This window comes from Streptomyces sp. NPDC091412 (genome assembly GCF_044756885.1).
In the GTDB taxonomy this organism is placed as follows: Bacteria; Actinomycetota; Actinomycetes; order Streptomycetales; family Streptomycetaceae; genus Streptomyces.
Genome location: NZ_JBIVTV010000008.1, coordinates 155,638 through 176,764 on the forward strand (window position 1 = coordinate 155,638; position 21,127 = coordinate 176,764).

Genomic DNA, 21,127 nt, shown 5'->3' on the forward strand with positions numbered 1-21,127 from the left:
CTCGTCGTCCCGCCGGCCCGCGCCGACGGGCTCTTCGGCCGTGAGGACGGCCGGCCGGTCGTACGACGAGCGGGCACCGGCCGCGGCGACACCGGCCCGTCGCCGGGCTCCGTCTCGCAGCCGGGCGGGGAAGCGAACCCTCTGCCGCCGGAACGGCGACGCCCCGTGGTCTGCCGGGAGTTGGACCGGACAGGCCACGGGGTCGCGGGCCGCGGGTCAGAAGCGCACGTTCCGCAGGTACTCGTAGCTGGTGCGGGCCGAGGCGAAGGGGTCGGCCGGGTTGTCGTGTTCGACCAGCCACTGCTTGACGCCGCCTCGTCGCGCCGAGCCGAACATGTGGGGGAAGTCCAGGACGCCGGAGCCGACGTCGGCGAAGTCGCCGTCCGGGGCCATGTCCTTGACGTGCAGGGCAGGGAAGCGGTGCCGGTTCTCGGTGAAGTAGTCGGCCGGGTCCTTGGCACCGCCCTTCGCCGCCCAGTACAGGTCCAGTTCGAAGCCGACGAGGTGCGGATCGGTCTCCGCGAGCAGGATGTCGTACAGCGTCTGCCCGTTGACCGTCCTGTGGTCCGGCTCGTGATTGTGGAAGAGCACCTTCAGCCCGGCCCCGCGGGCCGTCAGCCCCGCCTGGTTCAGCTTGCGCGCGGCCTCCCGGTAGCCATCCGGGGAGAGCAGGGAGTTCGGCAGGCTCGGTACGACGATCCACTTCCCGCCGAGCGTACGGATGTCCTCCAGGGCCTGTGGCAGACCGCTGCCGGTGACCGTTTCGTATCCGACGTGTTCGAGGACCGCCTTCAGGCCCGTCGCGTCCAGCATCCGCCGTATGTCGGCGGCGCTGTGCCCGTGGCGGCCGCTCACTCCGACGGTCGCGTAGCCGATGGCCGCCAACTCCTCGAGGGTGCCCTCGAAGTCCCGCGCCAGCGGGTCGCGCATGGTGTACAGGTGCATGCCGATCGCGCTCGGCGGGATCCGCCGCGTCTGCCCGGTCCCGGCCGAGGCGCTCGCGGCGGGGCCGGTCGCCGCCCTCGCCGTGCCGGCCGTCGCCGCTGCCGCCGCGGCGCCGAGCAGGCCGCCGAGGAACAACCGCCGGCCGGGTCCGGGCGCGTGCGCGGACGTCGATCCCATGGTGCGCGTTGCGTGCCGTTGTGCGCCGTCCATGTGCTGTCGCCTCCGATGAGCGGTGGGTTGGTGGGGAGCGAAGAAGGTTGGTTGCCGTGTGGCCTTGCGCGGTGGCCGGGCTCCTTCGAGCCCGGCCACCGGCCTGTGCGGCGGGGGCCGTACGGGCCGCACGCTCCGGACCGTCAGCTCACGCTGATCCGGACCGCTCCTGTTGTCGTGTGTCCCTTGTCGTCGGTGACGGTGAGGTGGGCGGTGTAGCTGCCCTTGCGGGCGTAGGTGTGCTGGACCGTCGCCGTGTCCGCCGTCTTGCTGCCGTCACCGAAGTCCCAGTGGTAGGACTTCACGGTCCGCCCGGCCTGAAGGCTCGCCGTGCCCTTGAGCGACATGGCCAGCGGCGCGGCGCCCTGCGACGGCGAGGCCGTGACCGCCACGCTGCCCGCGGGCCGCCGCTGGACGCCGGGACCGTTGAAGTGCAGCCAGTCCAGAGCCAGCAGGTCCGCCTTGTCGGCCGTCCACTCCGGGTTGCGGAAGACGACGTACAGCTTCGTCGTCCCGCCCGGGTCGGCCAGATCAACCGTCGGCGAGACGAGGTTGCCCCAGCCACCGGTGCTCGGGATGTGGGCCGTGCCGAGGAGCTTGCCGGTGGGCGAGCCCGCCCGGAACTCCACGTCACCGCCGATGCCGCCGGACGCCGCACCGACGGTCACCGAGTCGATGCCCTTCAGGTGAACCGGGTCGAGGCTGATCCAGTCGCCGTCCTCGATCTCGACGAGCCGCTTGCCGCCGGAGGCGTCGGCCCGGTCCCCGATCTGCGCGCCGCCGTTGGCGCCGCCGGTGGCGGTGTAGTGCTCCGCCTCGCGGAACGTGGGACGCAGCGTCAGCGCCGCGGAGCCGGTGAGGGCCGGTGCTCCCGGGGCGCCCTTGTCCTCGTACTGCGCGCTGATCCCGGCGTACAGGTTCTGGCCCGGGCCGTGGCTGTCACCGGTGTCGGTCACGATCTCGCCCTCGCACCCGGTGTAGTTGTCCAGCGGGTGCAGGTGCGTGTCGTGGCCGAGCTGGGACTGCACGACCACACGCTCGCAGTCGATCGTGCCGTCCTCCGGGTCCTTGACCTTGACCCGGAAGGGAATGGTGTCACCGAAGGCGAACATCCCTCCGTTCGGCGGCTGTTGGATCGTCACCTCGGGCCGGGTGTTGCCGACGGTGATCTCCCTCACCGCCGCGGCCTCCAGCCCTCCGGGACCGGTGACCGTGAGGCGGGCGGTGAACACGCCCTTGTCGCGGTAGGTGTGCGTGGGGTTGGCCTCGGTCGAGTCGACGGTCCCGTTCCCGTCGAAGTCCCAGGCGTATGTCACGGGCTTCCCGTCCGGCACGCCCGACCCCTCGCTGGAGAACTTCACCGTCAGCGGCGCGGGACCGTTGTCCGGGCCGGCCGCCGCCTTCGCGGTCGGCAGCCGTCCGTCCTGGACGTAGTCGATGCGGTAGATGCCCGACCCCTCGTTGCTGCCGCCGCGCCCGGTTCCGCTGCCGAGACCGAAGTCGATCACGTAGAGGGCGCCGTCGGGGCCGAACTCCGCCTCGAAGGGCTGGTTCCACTTCATGTCGGCGAAGACGGAGTTGATCGACAGCAGGTCGCCCTTCTCGGCGTCCGGGAAGCGGGAGTTCTCGAAGGACTGGTCCTGCTGCTGGAACGAGAAGGTCTTGAACCACTGACGCGTCAGCTCGTAGGTGAACCACTTCTTGTCGAAGTAGGCGGGGAACTTGGCCTTGTACGGGTTGTCCTTGTCGTACGCGTAGACGGGCCCGCCCATCGGGCCGCCGCCGCCCGCGCCGAGCTCGGGGAAGTCCTTCGAGGCGGAGTACGCGTACGACACCACCGCCGGCTGGGCGGGCGGCAGTTCGCGCAGGCCGGTGTTGTTCGGCGAGTCGTTCACGAGCGCGCCGCAGTCGAACTTCGGGCCGGACGTCTTCGTCGCGAAGTCGTAGTCGTTGAACGGGATGTTGTCGCCGATGCAGTACGGCCAGCCGAGGTTGCCGGCCTTGGTGACCCGGTTGAACTCGACCGTGCCCTCGGGGCCGCGGTCGGGCACCTCCGCCTTGGCGTCCGGACCGTAGTCGCCGATCATCAGCGCGTCGTCGTGCGGATCGATCGTGATCCGGAACGGGTTGCGCATCCCCATCACGTAGATCTCGGGGCGGGTCTTGTCCGTCCCGGGCGCGAAGAGGTTGCCTTCGGGCACGGTGTAGGTACCGTCGTCCTCCGGGTGGATCCGCAGGACCTTGCCACGCAGGTCGTTGGTGTTGCCCGCGGTGCCCTGCGCGTCCCAGGCGCGGCGGCCCTCGCGCTCGTCGATCGGGGCGAAGGCATCGGACTCGAACGGGTCGGTGTTGTCGCCCGTCGCCGCGTACAGGTTGCCCTTGGTGTCCATGGCGAGTGAGCCCGCCATGTGCGAGTTGGCCCGGCCCTCGCCGCGCCAGGTCGGTATCGTCAGCAGCCGCTTCTCGGACGCCGGGTCGACGGTGGAGCCGGACACGGTGAAGCGGGAGAGGTTGAGGTGCTTCTCGGTCTTGTCCGAGTAGAGCAGGTACAGCCGGTTGTTGTCGGCGAAGTGGCGGTCCAGGGTGAGGCCGAGCAGTCCGTCGGACTGGCTGGTCATCTCGGGGGTGTACTCGAAGTCCAGGGCGGTGGTGACCTTCAGGTTCTCCTGGTCGACGACCTTCAGCTTGCCGGTGCGCTCGATGAAGAAGACCCTGCGGTCGGGCGCGACGGCCAGCTCGAACGGGTCCGCCAGGCCGTCGGTGACCAGCGGGCTGCGCTGGAAACTGCCGGTCTTGGTGGCGGAGCAGTCGCCCGGCCTGGCCCCGGCCGCCCACTCGATGCCGCCGAGGAGGTGCTTGACGAACAGCGGCTCGGAGAAGGCGGAGGGGTCGTGGCCGCCGGCGGTGAACCAGGACCGGCCGCCGTCGTAGTTCTGGCACCAGGACCACGGATGGTCGACGCCCTGGGTCAGGCCGGTGATGCCGTCACGTTGCTTGATCTGCGCGAGCGTGTGGACCTTGCCGGTGGGGTTGAGGCGCCAGTTGTACCACTCCTCGGTGCGCTCCCACAGGTCGGGGAGTCCCTCGGTGGAGGGGTGCGCCTGGTCGAGCACCTTGATCCGGCCGGTCTGGACGGCCGGGTGCTGGTCGAAGACCGCGCCGACCAGGTCGCCGTACCAGTCCCAGTCGCGCTCGCTGGCGGAGGCCGAGTGCAGGCCGACCCAGCCGCCACCGCCGCGGATGTACGTCTGGAGAGCGGCGCGCTGGTCGGCGTCGAGCAGGTCGCCGGACTCCGGCGTGGAGTTGGTGTTGTTGAACACGATCGCCTGGAAGCGGGAGAGGTTGGCGTCGGTGAAGGCAGCCGAGTCGTCGGTCGCCTCGACCTCGAAGTTGTTCTCCGCTCCCATCTTCTTGATCGCCTCGACACCGGCGGGGATCGAGTCGTGACGGAAGTTGGTCACCTTGGAGAAGACCAGGACCCGGAACTGCGGGTCGGCGTGCGCCGGTGGCGACGCGGCCACGGCCCAGGCGAGAAGGAGGGCGAGGAGTACAGCGAGGACGGGAAGGGGGGACCGAGTGCTGCGGACCAGTGGACTCATGGCGCTCCCGGTGCGAGTGAGAAAACTGCCTACGGGACATGGAAAGCGCTTACTGAGTTGCGCCGCTCAGAGTAGGTTCCCTTCGCGGGGCGGTCAACGGGGCCGGACGGTACGTGTGTTGCGTGCGAGCAGAGACGGCGGGAGCGTGCGCGAGGGCGGACAGCGGCACCATCCGTGCCCGCCGCCAGGTCATCGCCGCCCCAGTACCCCTGCGGAGGGTCCGCGGCAGGCGCCTGCCCTCGTCGTCCTCGACCTCGCGGACGCGTACTCGTTCTGCCAGCCACTGAGCCCGGCGACACCGCGCCGCCTGGACCGGCATCCGAACGGCGCGTCATTTCACAAGGGGCGTATCGGCGCTCGGGTCACTGTGCGTTGAGGTCACGGAGGCCGACCGCGTCATGCCGCCGGGACGGCTCCGCACAGACCAGCGTCCCCGTCATCCATGGCTCGCACTCAGGGAGCCTGATGGCCGGGAAGGCACCGTCCGGGATACGCAGGGACGGCTCTCGGAAGCCCGGGCCACCACCGGGCGCGGAGCCGAAACGCGAGCAATAGCCCGGATCACCCTCCAGGAGGACGAGGGGAACAGCTCGCCCGGCGAGAATCCCCGGTCCGTGTCGGACCAGGAACGGCCGAAGGCCCACGGCGGGGCCCCGGGACCTCGTCACACACGGTCAGGGGAGTTCGCGGTATTCAGTGACGTAGTAGTCGGCCTCGTCGTCGACGGCGTTCTTCCGCCAGTCGATGTGGACCTCGGTGGGGTGGCCGTCTGCGGCGAATACCGTGTGCGCGACTTCGGCGTGATCTGCGCGCGCCTCCTGGACCTGGGTGAGGAGACCGCCCAGGGTCGGGACGTTGTGTGGATTGTCCTTGACGGTACGCCGCGCCGACTCGTCGAGGCCGATCGCCTTGACGACCTTGCCGTTCTCCACCGTGATCCGGTAGTCCCCGAGGTCACCCCGTTCTCCGGACTCGGAGAGAAGCCGGAAGGAGTACCGGTCCGGTTCGGACCATCGGACCGGCTCTACCTGGGGAGCCCCTTCGGCGGTCGGTGCCGACCCTGTCCCGCAGCCGACCGCGGCGAGGACAAGCCCAGCGGACGCGACGAGCAGGTGCGTGCGGATTCTCGTCATGAAGGGGCCTCCCCGTAGCTCAGTCGGCCCTTCGACGGTGTCACCGTTGATCCGGTTCCAGCCCCGGAGCGGGCACGACGGTCGGTCCAGGCCGCCCGGAGACATTCCGATGCCCGAGCCGGCGGACACCACCGGCCGTCCGGGACGCGGCGGGTCATTCGCCGTCGCCGGAAGGGCGCGGATCCTCCATGCGGGCGAGCCAGGTGGTGAGCAGCGTTTCGAGTGCCTCGGCCTCGGTGGGCGTCAGCAGATCCAGCAGCCGGCGTTCGTTGCGCATGTGGTCGGTGAAGGCGCGGTCGATCAGCTCGCGCCCGGCGCGGGTGAGGGCGACGATCCGGCCACGCTGGTCGTCGCCGGAACGGCGGCGGGTGACGAGTCCGGCCTGTTCGAGACGGTCGACTCTCTTCGTGATCGCGCCGGTGGTGACCATGGTGTACGCGGCGAGTTCACCGGGGGCCCTTTCGTAGGGCTCGCCGGCGCGGCGCAGTGCGCACAGGACGTCGAACTCTCCCTCGCCGAGACCGTAGCGGCCGTAGACGAGACAGAGCTCCTCGGTGAGCCGGCCGGCCAGGCGGTGCAGCCGGCCGATCACTCCTTGCGGGGTGACGTCGACGTCGGGCCGTTCGCGGCGCCAGTCGGCCTGGATGCGGGCCACGCGGTCCAGCGGTTGCGGATCGTCCATGGACACCATACTAGCTTCCATGGAAGCTATATTGCCTTCCATGGAAACTAATCTTCGCTGGGTGGCACTGACCGCGGTCGCTCCGGTGGCCTGGGGTACCAACTACTTCGTCACCCGCGAGTTCCTGCCGGCCGACCGCCCGCTCTTCGGGGCCGCCCTGCGGGCACTGCCCGCCGGCCTCGCCCTGCTGGCCCTGTGCCGGCAGCGGCCACGCGGCGCCTGGTGGTGGCGGTCCGCCCTGCTCGGGCTGCTCAACGTGAGCGTGTTCTTCGTGCTCGTCTACGCCGCCTCCCAGCTGCTCCCGACGAGCGTCGCCTCGACCGTCATGGCGGTGTCCCCGCTGGCGATGATGCTCATCGCCTGGGCCCTGGTCTCCGAGCGGCCCGGCATCTCACACCTGGCCGGCGCCGCGATCGGGCTCGGCGGGGTCTGTCTCATGCTGCTCACGGGGGTGGGAGGGATGAGCGTGCCCGGGATCCTCGCCTCGGCCGCCGCCATGCTCGTGTCGGCCTTCGGCCACATCCTGGCCAAGCGGTGGAGCGCCAGCGCCGACGTGCTCGCCTCGACCGCCTGGCAGCTCACCGCCGGAGGCCTGTTCCTGCTGCCGGTCGCCGCGGTCGCGGAGGGCCCTCCGCCCGCGCTCCACACACCGGCGCTCCTGGCGTTCGGCTACGTCGCCCTGGTCTCCACCGCTCTGGCCTTCACCGCCTGGTTCACCGGGTTGCGGCACCTGCCCGCGGGAACAGTGGGACTGATCGGACTGCTCAACCCCGTCACGGGTGTACTGCTCGGCACTGCGGTCGCCGGGGAAGTGCTGACGGTCCAGCAACTGTGCGGGCTGGTACTCGTCCTGGCCGGAGTCCTCCTGGGCCGGCCCACGCGCGCGGGCCGACGCGGCAGCGGTCAGGCGCCTCCCCGACCGGACGATCGGCATGACGCGGGCGGCCACCGCTCGCAGCGGTGGCCGCCCTCAGCGCCGTACTGCCACAGAGGCTAGGCGCAGGTGTTGGCGAACGTCTCGCGGGTCACGACGTCCGTCGTGGCGGCCGTGGTGTCCAGCCAGACGACGCGTCGGCCGTCACCGAGGGACGGGGCCAGTTGCGAGCCGGAGGAGCAGGAGACGCGGCTGAAGTCGTTCAGGCCGGCCAGCACATCGGAGGTCTTGGCGACCTTCACCTTGGTGGGGCCGTCCCAGGAGCCGAGGGCGCCCCAGATGCTGTACGTCGAGTACGCCAGGTAGTTGTCGTTCACGGAGAACTGGGCGGCGTAGAGGCTCGACGGGTAGCGCAGGTTCGCCATCTGGGTCACGTCGTTGACCGGCGCCGAGCCCAGCGTGGTGCTCGGGATCAGGAAGCCGTTCGTCACACGGTAGAAGACGCGGTCCGAGGTGAGCTGGATGTCCGAGATGTAGTTGAACAGGAAGCCGCCGATCCGCTTGTTCTGCGTGGTACCGGTGGCGATGTTGTAGAGGTAGAGGTAGGTGCCGTCGCCGCCGGCCCAGGCGATGGTGCCGTTCTTCATAGCGAGGTGGGAGGCCTGGGTGCCGGGCTCGGGCGTCACGTTGACCGTGGTGCCGTCGGCCTTGCGGAGCATGACGTCCTGCTCGCCGTCGGAGGTGGTGCGGATGTAGGCGAGGGCGCCGTTCTCGGTGACCGGCTCGGTCTCGTCCACGCCCGGCTCGTCGACCAGCTTCTTGATCTCACCCTGACCCTTGTCGCCGGACTGGTAGATGCCGACGCCGTCGGCGGCGATCCGGGTGAAGACGACGCGGTCGCTGTCGAGGGACGGGTCGAGCAGGTAGGCGTCCTTCTGGGCCAGCTCGTGCTGCGGGTGCTTGGAGAAGCGGCCCACGGTGATGCCGAACGCGGCGCCGCCCTGGTCCCAGGCGATGGCATCGCCGTGGCTGATGGCGTAGACGTCGCCCTTGATCTGGGCGGCCTGCTCGTCGACGCCGCCGTAGACCTCGTAGGCGGGCAGGACGTTGGCGCCGATGGTGGTGGCGTCGTGCGTGCCGCCCTTGCGCTCCCAGCCCTGCTCGATGCCGTGGGCGTCGAAGGCCTTGTCGATCGCGGCGAGGTCGGCCGTGGAGACCTTCATGGACTTGGCGGCGAGGGTGACCGCGTTGCGCATGTCGCTGAAGCCGGACAGCGGGGTGAGGTAGTTCTCCGCGGCCCGGTAGACGATCTGGTCCGCGAGCTTGGTGTCGATGTTCTTGCGGATGTCCCACAGCGCGCCGCCGACGATGGTGGAGTTGGAGTGCACTCCCCCGTTGTCGATGTCGAGCGTGATGGGCAGGAAGTCCTTCTGCGCGTTGCGGCCGTCGTTCAGGTCGCGCAGGGCGCAGTCCGCGAGCGGCTTGGTGCCGTTGCAGAGGTACTCGCCGACGAGGCCGGACGTGGGGTCGCTCATGGCGATGCCCTTGTCGGCGGTCTCCATGGCGTTGCCGAAGTAGTCGGAGATGGCCTCGTTGAGGGCGCCCGACTGGTTGAGGTAGACGAGTCCGGCGGCGTGCTCGGTCACGCCGTGCGTCATCTCGTGGCCGACCACGTCCAGGCCCACCGACAGCGGCACGCCGTTCATGTGGCCGTACACCATCTTGGAGCCGTCCCAGAAGGCGTTGGCATAGTCCTTGCCGTTGCTGGCGACGTTGACGACCGAGTGGATGCTGCCGCCCTTGCCGTCGACGCCGTCGCGGCCGAGCTGGTTCTTGAGGTATTCGTAGACCTTGGCGGCGTTGACGTGGGCGTCGACCGCGCCGGAGGTGATGTTCGCGCCGTCGAAGCGGCCGGTGGAGGACTTCACCAGCGGGACGTCGTCGGTGACCGGGCCACCCGCGACGAGCGTGTAGTTCTTGCGCTGAGCGTCGTAGGTGCGTATCTGGCCGCCGGTCCGCGCGTACATGTCGCGGGTGGAGTCGGCCAGGGTGTACGAGCCGTCCGCCTCCTGGTTGGCGTTCAGCTGCACCTCGCTGCCGTCCACGCGCACGCCCGTCGCCGTCACGGGCGCGGCGTCGGCCGCGTCGATGTTGTTGTACGACAGGGTGATGCCGCCGACGTTCGCGTCGACATACAGCTCCTGGCGCACCGGGCTGCCGTCAGCCCGGGCGCCGGTCACGGTGAAGTGCCAGGTCAGCGTGCCGCCATGGGAGTTGGGCAGGACGACGAGGCCGTGCTCGGCGGTCTTGGCGCCCCGGACGGTGCCCAGGCGCGAGTCCAGCGAGAACATCCGCTGCCTGGCGGTGGCCTCGGTGACCTTCGGGGTGGTGGAGACGGTGAGGCCGGTGTACAGCGTGCCGGTGGCGGAGAGGACCTTCTGGCCGCCGTCGGCCGGCTCGGTCTGCACCGCGTACTCGGCGCCGAAGACCGGCACCCCGTCGTGCTTCTGCCGGAAGCGGACCGTGGACTGCTTGCCGACCTTGGTGGTCTTCAGAGTCTGCAGGTCGGAGACCGGGACCCTGTACTTGTCCTGATGGGCCTTGAGGTGCGCGCGGGCCGCCTCGGCGGGCGTCCCCTTGCGGGTGGCCTTGTCCAGGCCCTCGGTCATGGCCGGCGCCACCGGTACCCGGTCGGCGGTGACGTTCGCGGGCTGCGGTGCCCCGTCCTCGGCCCAGGCCGGTGTGACCAGCAGCGACGCTCCGGTGGCCGCGACGACCACTCCGGTGGCCAGAGCCCGGCGGAGACCTCTTGTCCTCATGGGGAACACGGGAACCTCTCCATCTTGCACGGATACGTGAAATCGCACCTGTACGCGGGGTGCACGGTCCCACGCGTTCGGTGAGCTCGATGGTTCGGTACGGCCCGTTCCGCGTACAAGGGATCAGCCCCGACGCAAATATGCCGTGGCGCAAACGCGCCTCAACCGTGGTGGGATTCCGGTGGATTCGCGGATGTCTCGTCCAGCCAGCCGGACCGGGCGGCGTGCCAGCCCAGTTGGAAGCGGGTGGCGGCGCCGACCTCCACCATGAGGGCGTGCAGGCGGCGTTGGACGGTACGGTGGCCCATGCCGAGCTGGCGGGCGATGGCCGCGTCGGTGAGGCCGACGTGCAGCAGGGCGACGATCTGCCGGTCGACGGCGTCGAGCGGGGACTTGCCGGGACCCTCCGGGCCGGTGCCGGTGCCGGAGGCGCGCAGCCGCCAGCCCTTCTCGAAGTACTCGTCGAAGAGCGAACCGAGCGCGGTGAGCAGCCCGGTGCGGTGCACGACGAGCGCCACGGGTTCGCCCTCGCGCTCCGGGTCGAGGGGCAGCAGGGCGATGCGCCTGTCGACGATGATCAGCTTGACGGGCACCTTGTCGGCGACGACGATGTGCTGGCCCTCGGCCACGTAGGAGGCCAACGCGGAAGCGGTTTCGGGACTTTCGAGCCAGTCACGCTCGATGACGCTGCGCATGACGACCCCGCGCCGGGCCATCTCGTGCTCGACCTCGTTGTGGTTGTCCTCGAAGGTGAGGACCGCGGGCACCCGTCGCAGCGGCAGCATGGTGCACACCTCGCCGACGGCCTGGCCCTGCATCAGCAGGAGTCTGCGCCGGATCGCCGCGGCACCCGACAGCACCTCGATGGGCGCGCCCGTGGCATGGGCCTGGGCGGAGCGGTGCCGCTCGGCGAGGTCGGCGACGAGGGATTCGACGCGGTGCAGGGCGGTGCGGCGGGATTCGAGGAGCGGGCCGAGGGCGAGCACCGGCGAGGCGGCGCGGTAGCGCGGGGGGCTCTCGTCGGTGCGGTCGGCGTTGGCCAGGCCGCGCTCGACCAGGATGTCGAGGGCGCGCGCCACCTCGGCGGGCCGCCCCGTCGACAGGTCTGCCAGCGCGTCGGGATCACTGTCGGGCCGGTCGACAAGGAGCCGGTAGACGGCGCTCTCCCGGGGGCTCAGGCCGAGTTGGGTGAGCAGGGACGCGTCCGTGGGGTCCGGTCCGGCAAAGGCGCCGCCCGGCGGATGTTCGCCGTCGGTTCTCACCGCCCGGCCCTTGTCGGGGCGTTCCCGGAACTCGCCGCACCAGGGCGATCCGCTCCGGCCGGCGTCCCGCCGGCGATTCCAGCGAACGCCCTGCCTGGTTCCTTGCCCGTCACCACAGTGTCCCGCCCCACCCCTGTTGTCCTGCTTCGTCGTTGACGGTGGTCAGGGTATCCACCCGGACCGGGCAGCCCGCCGCCCGGCTGGGTCGCACAGGAGCAGGACCGTGAAACGGCCGACACCACACAGAGAACGCACCGACGACCGCCGGGTGCGGAACGTCCGTTCCGCACCCGGCGGTGCCGTCCGCCGTCCCGGCCGCGGCCGGCCCGGCACAGCCCCCCGCCCCCGGATCCGGCTGCTTCTTACGCGACCGCGTCCATCGCCCGGGTGTCCACGATCGACTCGTAGGCGACCGGCGCCGACGTCAGTCCGGCGTCGTGCAGGATCCCTGTCCACCGGTCGCAGGCGTCACGGTCCACCCGGACCGTGGCCCAGGTCCCGTTCTCCACCAGTTCCGCGGTGACCTCGGCGAGGACCTTGGGGTCCGCTCCGGGCCACTCGCTGCTGAACAGCGAACCCAGGTCGCCGGCTTCCCCGGTACGCAGCAGACCCATGGCCCGGTCGATCGACCGGACGAACGGGATGAGCTTCGGGGTGAGTTCCTCCAGACGTTCCCGCAGGACGTAGTAGACGCTGTTCGGCATCCGCCCGCCGCGCTCCGCGTGCCGGTAGACGATGTGGCCCTGACCGGCGTGCTCCAGTTCGGTGGCGGTGCCGAGGTCGGCGATGAACGCGTCGCCCAGCCCGCCGAGGAACAGCTCACGCAGCATCTGCGTGGACAGGTCGTGCGCGAAGCGCGTCCGCCACGGATCGAGCCCGGCCTCACGCATCAGTCCTCGGGTGAACTCCGCCGGCGCGGTGCCTCCCTGCCCCGGCGCGAGAACGGTCTTGCCGGTGAACCAGGACAGCTCGAAGCCCGCGATCGGTTCCCGGGTCACGATGCTCATCGGGAAGCGGTCGTTCAGCTGGCAGACCGCCACGAAGTCACGGCCGTTGCCCGCGTACATCGCCGGCACCCACAGGCCGCCGAGCGCGACGTCCGCGGTGCCGTCCGCGAGGTCGTGCATGACACCGTCCCACGGGCTGCGCGGCTGGGAGGGAACCTTCAGCCCGTGGTCGGCGAAGATGCCGTGCTCGCGGGCGACGTACTCGGGCAGGTAGTTGGAGCCGTGGGCGGTCGCGCTGACGTTCAGGATTTCCACTGATTCGCTCCGTGTTGGTTGTTGGTGTGCGGGGAGTGGCGGGCCGAACTACGCGGTGACCCGGTACGGTTCGACACTGGTGCGGCAGGTGAGGTTCTCGAAGCCATCGTTCGTCACGACGTAGAGGTCACCGAGGTTGGAGCCAGCGACGAGCGGGTCGACCCACTGCGCGTGGAGGACGAAGACCATCCCCGGTTCCATCCGGTCGGTGTTGTGGGACGCCACGTTGTACTGCGGCAGCTTCGGCATCCCGATGGCGTGACCGAGGTTCGGGTTGTGCGGCCCCGGAGCCGCGGGATAGACGTGCATCAGCCGGCGGCCCTGGGCCTCCCAGTCCGCGTCCGGCACGTATTCGCGCCGCACGCGCCGGGGGGAACCGTCCGGCATGGCCTCCCAGTTGAACGGCATCGTCCTGGTCTCCTTGGAGGCCAGGTAGCCGCGCTCGACGTAGGCGTCGAACGCCGCGTCGTGGAGGTCGCTGAACTTGACGCCCGGCTTGATGAGTTGCTCGGCACGGCGAACGGCGTCGACCGTCATCTCGAGCACTTCCTCCTGCTTCGCCGTGGCGGAGCCGATCACCATCATCCGGGCGGCCTGGGCGCAGTAGCCGAGATAGGTGACGTTGGAGATGTAGAGGTTGAGCAGGTCTCCGTTCTGTACGACGTGGCCGTAGGGCTTTCCGCAGTGCGTCCCGTACCGGTTGACGCCGATCTGGTAGCCGTCGCCGGTCTCCCCGCCTCTGGCCATCTGCGCGTAGGAGAAGGCCGCGTAGACCTCGTAGTCGGTGACGCCCGGGCGGGTGACGTGGCAGGCGGCCTCGTAACCGATGTCGATCAGCTGGCCGGCCGACCTGATGATCGCGATCTCGGCAGCCGAGCGGACGCGCTGCATCCTGAGCACGATGTCGGTCGCGTCCTGGAAGCCGGTCGTCGGCATGGCCTCGCCGAGCGCGGTCCAGAAGGTCCGTGCGGTGTCGTCGCCCACGGTGCCGATCCGGCCGCCCTCGGCTCCGAGACGGCGGAGGACCGCGGCGCAGGCCTCCACCGTCTTGCCGAGGGGCGAACCGGGCCGGTTGACGCTCTCGCGGCCGAACGGTGAGATCTGCCAGATCTCACCCACCAGCAGCGGTTCGCCACCCGGCGGTACGACGGCCGACTCGGTCCAGAACGACAGCAGTTCGAGCGGCTGGTCGGCGTCGGTCGGTATGACCAGCACTCCCTCGCGCATCCAGTCGCAGATGTAGCGCAGGAACGGGTTGGACGTGTGGTACCAGCCCACCAGACTGCTGTGCACCAGAGTCGCGTCGTATCCGGCGACAGTGGCGTCCCGCCGGATCCGTTCGATGCGGTCGGCGTACTCGCCTTCGGTGATCTGCTCGGCCGGTTCGAACTCGAAGCTGGGTTCGAAGTCGCGCAGGAGCGACTCCATGCGACGGTAGTCGACCGGGACGCTGTACTGTCTCATCTCTTTCCTTCCTTGTTGTGGCTCCAGCGGCGTCGAGCGCGGTGGGCTCACATGGGTCAGACCTGGCTGCGGTTGATCTGCTCCAGCGACAGCCGGTACGTCTCCGGTGCGAACCGGGCCGAGATCGCCAGCACGACGTACATCGAGGCGAGCATCAGGAAGACGCCGGACATGCCGTAGGCGTGAAGGACCGGAACCGCGATCAGGGGCATCACCGCGCCGGAGACGTTGCCGATGCCGTTGACGATCGAGGTGCCCAGTGCGCGGACCTCGGTCGGGTAGACCTCGGGCGACCAGGCCGCGAGCGTGCTGTTGAGCAGCAGCGCGAAGAACTGGAAGGTGGCCCCGAGGATCAGGATCAGCGCGACGCCCTTCGCGAAGAGCGCGAACGCCACGGCTGCCGCGCAGCCGAGTACGGCGGCCCCGATGACCGTGGTCCGCCGGCCGAGCCGCTGCGCGCAGTAGGCCGCGGCACAGGCACCGAGCAGGCTGCCGAAGTTCATCGTCATCGTGAACGCCAGGCTGTCGCTGATGCTGTAGCCCTGGGAGACCAGGATCGTGGGCATCAGCACGAGCAGGGTGATCTGGCCGCCGAAGGACATCCAGGACGCGGCCCCGATCGCGGCGGTGCGCTTCAGCGAGGTGCTGGAGAGCAACGACTTGAGCGGCACCGACTCGCCGACGACGTCCGGGACGTCCGCCTCGGTGAGGTACGGCGTCGGAGGGCCCTGCGGCGTGCGGGTCAGCCGGCCCGAGGCCATGACGGTCAGGGCCGCGTTGGCCTCGTCCACTCGGCCCTTCGACAGCAGGAACCGCGGGGACTCGGGCATGTATCTGCGGATGAAGACGACCAGCAGCGCGGGCACGGCGAGGAGCACGTAGAGCCAGCGCCAGCTCATCGAGGTGCCGCCGAGCGTGTCGTTGAGGGGGCCGAGGACGACCAGGAAGAGGCCGAAGGCGACGAAGTTGCCCACGCCGCCGGAGCCGATGTTCAGCGACGCGGCCACCGTGCCCCGGTACTTCGTGGAGACCATCTCGGCCACGAGCGCCAGGCCGACGGTGAACTCGCCACCGAGTCCGATCCCCACGATGAACCGTGACACCTCGAGCAGGAACTGGTTCGGCGCCGCGGCGCTGAGGAGTCCGCCGAGGGTGTACAGCAACAGGTTGAACGAGAGCGCGTACCGCCGGCCCTTGCGGTCGGCAAGGTATCCGGTGCCGAGCCGGCCGACGAGACCGCCGATGATCATGATGGTGTTCAGGAACGCCAGATCGGATGTGTCCATCCCGAAACTGGCCTTGAGGCCTTCGGTGATCGCTCCGGTGGTGTCCTGCTCCAGCGCGTCGAAGAACATCCCGGCGAGGACCATGATCACCACTGCCCAGTGGGCGCGGGTCCAGCCGATGCGCTCCATCACCGCGGAGAGGCCCCCCTGCGAGGGTGCCGTGGTGTCGTAGCTTTCCATGCTCATGTGAGGCTCCGTGAAGGTCGGGCCAAACCCCGGCGCGGTGTGGATCACGGCGTCGGGATGATGAGGGCTAGCAGCGTTCTGATCGACGTGTTCGCGATGAGGGGCTTCGGCGGGTGGTCCGCGGTCGGCGTGACCGCCCTGAGGTGCCGTAGCGTCCGGACGCCAGGACAGTTGTCCTGCCTGTGCGTTTGTGTGAAACCGATGTGGTGGGGCTGGTGGGGTGGAGCCGAAGTGGTGGTTCGTCGGGCCGGAGGCCTACCTCCTGGCGACGCCCTCCGCGCGGGCCGCCTCGGCGACCGCCGCGGTGACCGCCGGCGCGACCCGCTCGTCGAACGGCGACGGGATCACCTTGTCCGCGCTCAGTTCGTCGGCCACGACCGCGGCCAGCGCCTCGGCTGCCGCCAGCTTCATCCCCTCGGTGATCCGCGAGGCGCGCACCTGAAGGGCGCCCGCGAAGATGCCCGGGAAGGCCAGCACGTTGTTGATCTGGTTCGGGAAGTCGCTGCGGCCGGTGGCCACCACGGCGGCGTACCGGTGCGCCACAGCCGGGTGGATCTCCGGGTCCGGGTTGGCCATGGCGAAGATCAGGCAGTCCTTCGCCATCGACGCGACCGCGGGCTCGGGCACGGTGCCGCCCGAGACGCCGATGAAGACATCGGCGCCCTTGAGTGCGTTCGCCAGGGGGCCGGACAGTCCCGCCTTGTTGGTGAGACCCGCCATCTCGCGCTTGACGTCGGTCAGGTCCTCGCGGTCGTGGCCGATGATGCCCTTGCGGTCGCACACCGCGACATCGCCGATGCCGGCCTCGACCAGGATCCTGGCGATGGCGACTCCTGCCGCGCCCGCACCGGAGATCACGGCTCGCAGCTCGCCGAGCGAACGCCCCGTCAGCTTCGCCGCGTTGCGGAGTGCGGCGAGCGTGACGACCGCCGTGCCGTGCTGGTCGTCGTGGAAGATCGGAATGTCCAGGCGCTCCTGAAGCCTGCGCTCGACCTCGAAGCAGCGGGGGGCGGAGATGTCCTCCAGGTTCACCCCGCCGAAGGACGGCGCGAGCCGGGCGACGGTCTCGACGATCTCGTCGACCTCCCGGCAGTCCAGCGCGATGGGCACCGCGTTCACCCCGCCGAACTGCCTGAAGAGGATGGACTTGCCCTCCATCACTGGCAGCGAAGCCTCCGGCCCGATGTCGCCGAGCCCGAGCACCGCGCTGCCGTCCGTGACCACCGCCACCACCTGGGACTTCCAGGTGTAATCGTGGACGAGCTCGGGCTGTTCCGCGATCACGGAGCACACCTTGGCCACGCCCGGTGTGTAGGCCAGGGACAGGTCGTCCTTGTCCCGCACCGGCACGGTCGGTTCGACGGCCATCTTTCCGCCGCGGTGCAACGCGAGGGCCGCATCGATGAGTTGTGCTTCGCTCCCGGCGACGTCGCCGTCGTTGAGAGGATTCTCCGCTGACACTGTTTTCTGCTCCTTTGTCGCAGTCGTCATGGCGACATTCCGCCGTGGGTCCCCTGACGACTCGGGTTGTGGTGCGATGTGGTTGGCGGTGACGCCTGACGTCGAGGTGGCCTCGGGAGACGGGCCGCTCGGCCGCGGTGGAGGCCTGGAGAAACCCGCTGGTGACCGCCGGCCGGTCAGGGGTCCGCGGCACGGCCCGGTCAGTGGTGGTGACGGCCGTGCGGGATCAGCGAGTTGTACTGGCCGCAGTGTGGGTGGGTGATGCCTCGCGGCGTCCGTTCGCCATGTGTGTGGTCTCATGGCGGCGGGCGGGCCGCCGCCATGAGATCCGTTCACCGGGTCGGGCGGCGTTGATCCGTCCCCCCGGACCGCCGCCCGGCCCATGCGGGTCGGTGCCCGCTGGGTCCGCCCCGGGTCAGGGCAGGTGTACTCCGGTGCCGATGCCGTGGCGTCGGGCGCGGCGCCGTTGAGGACCGCCTCGCAGGTGCCGGTGCCGCTTGAAACCGATCGAGCCCAGCGCCCGGCCGACCGCCGAACCCGCTGGAGACGAACCGTCGTCCACCACATCAACCGCCGCAGCGCCGGCCGAGTTGGCGGACATGTCGCCGGTGTCCGGGTTGACAGGATCCGATCTGTGCATAGGAGCCGACCTCCTTCAGAGGACGCTCAGGCCTCGGAGAGGAGCCGAGGCATGGGACAACCCGGGGGCGTGAGGGGTCGGGCTGTGACGAGGCCCACTACCGGGCCTCTGGTGACATAATTAGCAGTCATCTGATGACTTCGAGAAGGGGTGGGAGGGAGAAAATTGAGCGAGCCTCTCCCGTCGACACTGTCAGCGGGTAGCCACAGGAACAGATCATCGGTTGGACCCGCCGGCCGGCGACTTCCCTCCTGGGGCGAGCCGACCGAACGGCCCGACGACGCCCACGACGGCGACATCCTCGAAGTCCGCCGCGGCCTGGACACCCTCACTACCGGACTCACACCGCTCCGTTTGGTATCCCATTCTGCTTTTTTGGTATACAGAAAGGCATGCGGCCCACACCGACCCCGATCCCCGTTCCTCAGCCACAGCTTCCCGACCCCCGGCGCTGGTGGGCGCTGTGCGTCCTCGGACTGGCGCAGTTGATGATCCTGCTGGACAGCACCATCGTGAACGTGGCGCTGCCGTCCATGCAGAGGCAGTTGGGGATGGCGGACGGGGACCGGCCGTGGGTGGTCACCTCGTACACCGTCGCGTTCGGCGGGCTGCTCCTGCTCGCCGGGCGCATCGCCGACCACGCGGGGCGCAAGCGGGTGTTCATGTCGGGGCTGCTGGGCTTCGCGCTGGCCTCCGCCGCCGGAGGCGTCGCGCCCACCGCTCAGGTCCTGTTCGCCGCTCGGGCCGTGCAAGGCGCCTTCGCGGCCCTGCTCGCCGCCTCGGCGCTCGCCCTGGTCGCCACCACCTTCACCGACCCGCGTGAGCGTCGTAAGGCCATCGCCGTCTTCGGCGCTCTCGGCGGCGCCGGAGGCTCCCTCGGAGTGGTGCTCGGCGGGCTGCTCACCCAGTGGGCGGGCTGGCGCTGGTGCCTGCTGGTCAATGTGCCCATCGCCCTTCTGGCGCTGCTCGGCAGCATATGGACACCCCGCGACCGGGCGCGGCGCCCGTCCGGACGTGTCGATGTCGCCGGGGCCGTACTGGGCTGTGGCGGGCTGACGACCGTGGTGTACGGCTGCAGCCGGGCCGAGGCCCAGGGCTGGACCTCGCCGTCCGTGCTCGGGGCACTGGCCGGGGGAATGGCGCTGCTCATGGCGTTCGCCTGGTGGCAGACCCGTGCCGCCACCCCGCTGCTGCCGCCGCGGCTGCTGCGCGACCGCCGCCGCGTCGCCGCGCTGCTGGCCGGTGGCGCCCTGATGATGGCGCAGCTGTCCATCTCGCTCTTCCTCACCTACTACTTGCAGACCGTGCTGGGCTGGTCCGCGGTGGCGAGCGGACTGGGCTTCCTGCCCATCAGCGTCGTCACCACCGCGACCGCCACCCAGCTCGGCACGCGCCTGCTGCCCAGGTTCGGCCCCCGCGTCATGATGACGGCGGGCCTTTCCCTCGCCGCCTGCGGGCTGTTCCAGTTCACGCTGCTGACGCCGGACTCCAGTTACGCCGCGAACGTCCTCCCCGCGCTGGTCACGTTCAGCGTCGGCAACGGCGGCAGCTTCCTGGCCATCATGACCAGCGCCACCGCCGACGTGCCGGCCCAGGACTCGGGGATCGCCTCGGCCTCGGTCAACTCCGCTCAGCAGATGGGGGGTTCCATCGGCTCGGCCGCCTTCAACACCGTGGCCGCCAGTGCCGCCGCGGCGTTTCACGGCGGCACACGGGCCGCTGCGGTGCACGGCTTCACCACGGCGATCTGGGTTCCCCTGGCCGTGCTGCTGCTGGCGGCCGCCGCTACGGCCGCCCTGGCGGGCGCCAGGTCGTCCCGCCGCACGAGGCCGGGCGCACCGACCGAGGTTCCCGCCGCGTAAGGCCGGGCACGCCGACCGAGGTTCCCGCCGCACGCCGACCGCGGTTCCCGCCGCGTAAGGCCGGCCACACCGACCGAGATTCCCGCCGCGTAAGGCCGGGCACGCCGACCGCGGTTCCCGCCGCACGCCGACCGCGGTTCCCGCCGCGTAAGGCCGGGCACGTCGCCCCCGGCTCTCCGTCGCGTGAGGGCGTCGGGCCATCGAGCCGTTCGGGACGAGGCTCAGCGTCCCGCGCCGCGACTCCGCCACCATGCGCCCGCCCAGCAGGCGCCCACAAGAGCGGTGGCGGCGGCGAGAACCGCGTACGCGACCGTGTAGGAACTCACGGTGACGACCGCTCCCGCGGCGAAGGCGCCGAGCCCGGTACCGGCGTCGAAGCCGACGTTCCAGGCGACGCTGACGGAGGAGCGGGCCCGCTCGCCGGCGGCGGCGAAGGCCTGCACCAGCGTCAGGTTCTGCAGGCCGCCGTAGGCGACGCCCACGACGAGCATGCCGGCCACGACCAGAACCGGCCCGGCCGCACCGGCCCGGCCCGCCGTGCCCGCGCCGATCACGGCGAGCCCGGCAGCGCCGGCGATCAGCAGCGGGGCGATCGCCGGGGCGGCGCCCCTGCGGTCCGCGACGTGTCCGAACCCCCATCGGCTCAGCGCGGCCGTAGCGGTGAACGCCAGGAGCGCGAGGTAGACGGCGACCGGGTCGGACAGCAGGCGGGGGGTGAAGGTGAGGATGGCGCCGCCGGCCGCGGTGATGGCGAGCAGCGCCGCGATCGGACCGATCAGGACGCGGCGCAGCCGGCTCGTGTCCCGCGCTTCGGCGGGTGCGGTGGATATGTCGCCGCTGTCGTGCAGGGCGCGAGCCACGCGCGGTGCCAGCGGGATGGCGAGCAGCGGCACGGCCGCGCACGTGAACACCAGCCAGAATCCGACGCGTTCGGCCAGCCAGGGCGCGACCGGGATGAGCAGGCACTGAGGGGCCGCGATGGCGAGCCCGTAAGCGCCGACCGCCCGGCCGCGGCGGGCGGGTTCGACGAGCGCGGCCACTCCGGTGGCACCGCACACGGTGAGGATCCCGAACCCGAGGCCCCGCACCGCCGCGAGGCCCATGACGGCTGCCGCCTGGCTGGTGGCCAGATGCCCCAGGGCGGGGAGTCCGAGCAGGCACGAGCCGAGGGCCAGTGACCTCTGCCAGCCGAGGCGTTGGAGGATCCGCCCGACCAGCAGCTGGGCGATCACCGTGAAGAGCATCAGCACGGTGTTGACCAGGCCCGCGCCCAGTTCGTCCGCCCCGCCCTCGAGGGCCCACAGGGGGGCGACCGGCATCAGCAACGCCAGGCCGGCGAAGCCCAGCGCCGTCGAGGCCAGCAGGGGTCGCATCCCTGGCACGCGCCACACCGGTACCTCTTCCCGGCAGGCGGAACCGTCACCTTGTTGCTTCAACATTCC

General features: G+C 70.4%; 13 protein-coding genes and 1 pseudogene. 2 read left to right on the forward strand and 12 right to left on the reverse strand.

Features of this window, described 5'->3' with window-relative positions; translation table 11 throughout:
• Window positions 1–216: 216 nt before the first annotated feature.
• The 4 genes from ACIQMV_RS21445 to ACIQMV_RS21460 form a co-directional block, all read right to left on the reverse strand.
• The gene (locus ACIQMV_RS21445; protein WP_401781370.1) at window positions 217–945 is read right to left on the reverse strand and encodes a sugar phosphate isomerase/epimerase family protein; all 729 of its coding nucleotides are present in this window, start codon (window positions 943–945) and stop codon (window positions 217–219) included.
• A gap of 353 nt (window positions 946–1,298) precedes the next feature.
• The gene (locus tag ACIQMV_RS21450; RefSeq protein ID WP_402594688.1) at window positions 1,299–4,754 is read right to left on the reverse strand and encodes a ThuA domain-containing protein; all 3,456 of its coding nucleotides are present in this window, start codon (window positions 4,752–4,754) and stop codon (window positions 1,299–1,301) included.
• A gap of 674 nt (window positions 4,755–5,428) precedes the next feature.
• Window positions 5,429–5,887 (reverse strand): DUF6174 domain-containing protein, encoded by a 459-nt coding sequence (locus ACIQMV_RS21455; RefSeq protein WP_402594690.1) that lies wholly within the window; start codon window positions 5,885–5,887, stop codon window positions 5,429–5,431.
• Between the two features lie 154 nt (window positions 5,888–6,041).
• Window positions 6,042–6,569 (reverse strand): MarR family winged helix-turn-helix transcriptional regulator, encoded by a 528-nt coding sequence (locus tag ACIQMV_RS21460; protein WP_402594692.1) that lies wholly within the window; start codon window positions 6,567–6,569, stop codon window positions 6,042–6,044.
• A 40-nt stretch (window positions 6,570–6,609) separates the two neighbouring features.
• Between ACIQMV_RS21460 and ACIQMV_RS21465 the strand changes: the two genes are divergently transcribed.
• Window positions 6,610–7,566, forward strand: coding sequence for an EamA family transporter (locus tag ACIQMV_RS21465; RefSeq protein WP_402594694.1), 957 nt, complete (start codon window positions 6,610–6,612; stop codon window positions 7,564–7,566).
• Here ACIQMV_RS21465 and ACIQMV_RS21470 read toward each other — a convergent pair.
• The 7 genes and pseudogenes from ACIQMV_RS21470 to ACIQMV_RS21500 all read right to left on the reverse strand — a co-directional run bounded on the left by ACIQMV_RS21470 (window position 7,563) and on the right by ACIQMV_RS21500 (window position 17,823).
• On the reverse strand, window positions 7,563–10,262 hold the full coding sequence (locus tag ACIQMV_RS21470) for a M4 family metallopeptidase (protein ID WP_402594696.1): 2,700 nt from the start codon (window positions 10,260–10,262) through the stop codon (window positions 7,563–7,565). The genes ACIQMV_RS21465 and ACIQMV_RS21470 overlap by 4 nt on opposite strands.
• 161 nt (window positions 10,263–10,423) lie before the next feature.
• On the reverse strand, window positions 10,424–11,524 hold the full coding sequence (locus tag ACIQMV_RS21475; RefSeq protein WP_402594698.1) for a helix-turn-helix domain-containing protein: 1,101 nt from the start codon (window positions 11,522–11,524) through the stop codon (window positions 10,424–10,426).
• A gap of 362 nt (window positions 11,525–11,886) precedes the next feature.
• Window positions 11,887–12,786, reverse strand: coding sequence for an ABC transporter substrate-binding protein (locus ACIQMV_RS21480; protein WP_402594700.1), 900 nt, complete (start codon window positions 12,784–12,786; stop codon window positions 11,887–11,889).
• 48 nt (window positions 12,787–12,834) lie between these two features.
• On the reverse strand, window positions 12,835–14,250 hold the full coding sequence (locus tag ACIQMV_RS21485; RefSeq protein ID WP_402594702.1) for a M24 family metallopeptidase: 1,416 nt from the start codon (window positions 14,248–14,250) through the stop codon (window positions 12,835–12,837).
• A 56-nt stretch (window positions 14,251–14,306) separates the two neighbouring features.
• Entirely contained in the window at window positions 14,307–15,722 is a 1,416-nt protein-coding gene (locus ACIQMV_RS21490; protein WP_402594704.1) for an MFS transporter, read from the reverse strand.
• 255 nt (window positions 15,723–15,977) lie between these two features.
• Window positions 15,978–17,123, reverse strand: a pseudogene (locus ACIQMV_RS21495) (NADP-dependent malic enzyme); the annotation flags it as partial.
• 475 nt (window positions 17,124–17,598) lie between these two features.
• Window positions 17,599–17,823, reverse strand: coding sequence for a hypothetical protein (locus tag ACIQMV_RS21500; RefSeq protein ID WP_402594706.1), 225 nt, complete (start codon window positions 17,821–17,823; stop codon window positions 17,599–17,601).
• A 392-nt stretch (window positions 17,824–18,215) separates the two neighbouring features.
• On the opposite strand from ACIQMV_RS21500, the gene ACIQMV_RS21505 reads away from it, so the two are divergent.
• On the forward strand, window positions 18,216–19,685 hold the full coding sequence (locus ACIQMV_RS21505; protein WP_402594708.1) for an MFS transporter: 1,470 nt from the start codon (window positions 18,216–18,218) through the stop codon (window positions 19,683–19,685).
• Between the two features lie 221 nt (window positions 19,686–19,906).
• Here ACIQMV_RS21505 and ACIQMV_RS21510 read toward each other — a convergent pair whose 3' ends face one another.
• Window positions 19,907–21,124, reverse strand: a complete 1,218-nt coding sequence (locus ACIQMV_RS21510) for an MFS transporter (RefSeq protein WP_402594710.1) — start codon at window positions 21,122–21,124, stop codon at window positions 19,907–19,909.
• Window positions 21,125–21,127 lie beyond the last annotated feature (3 nt).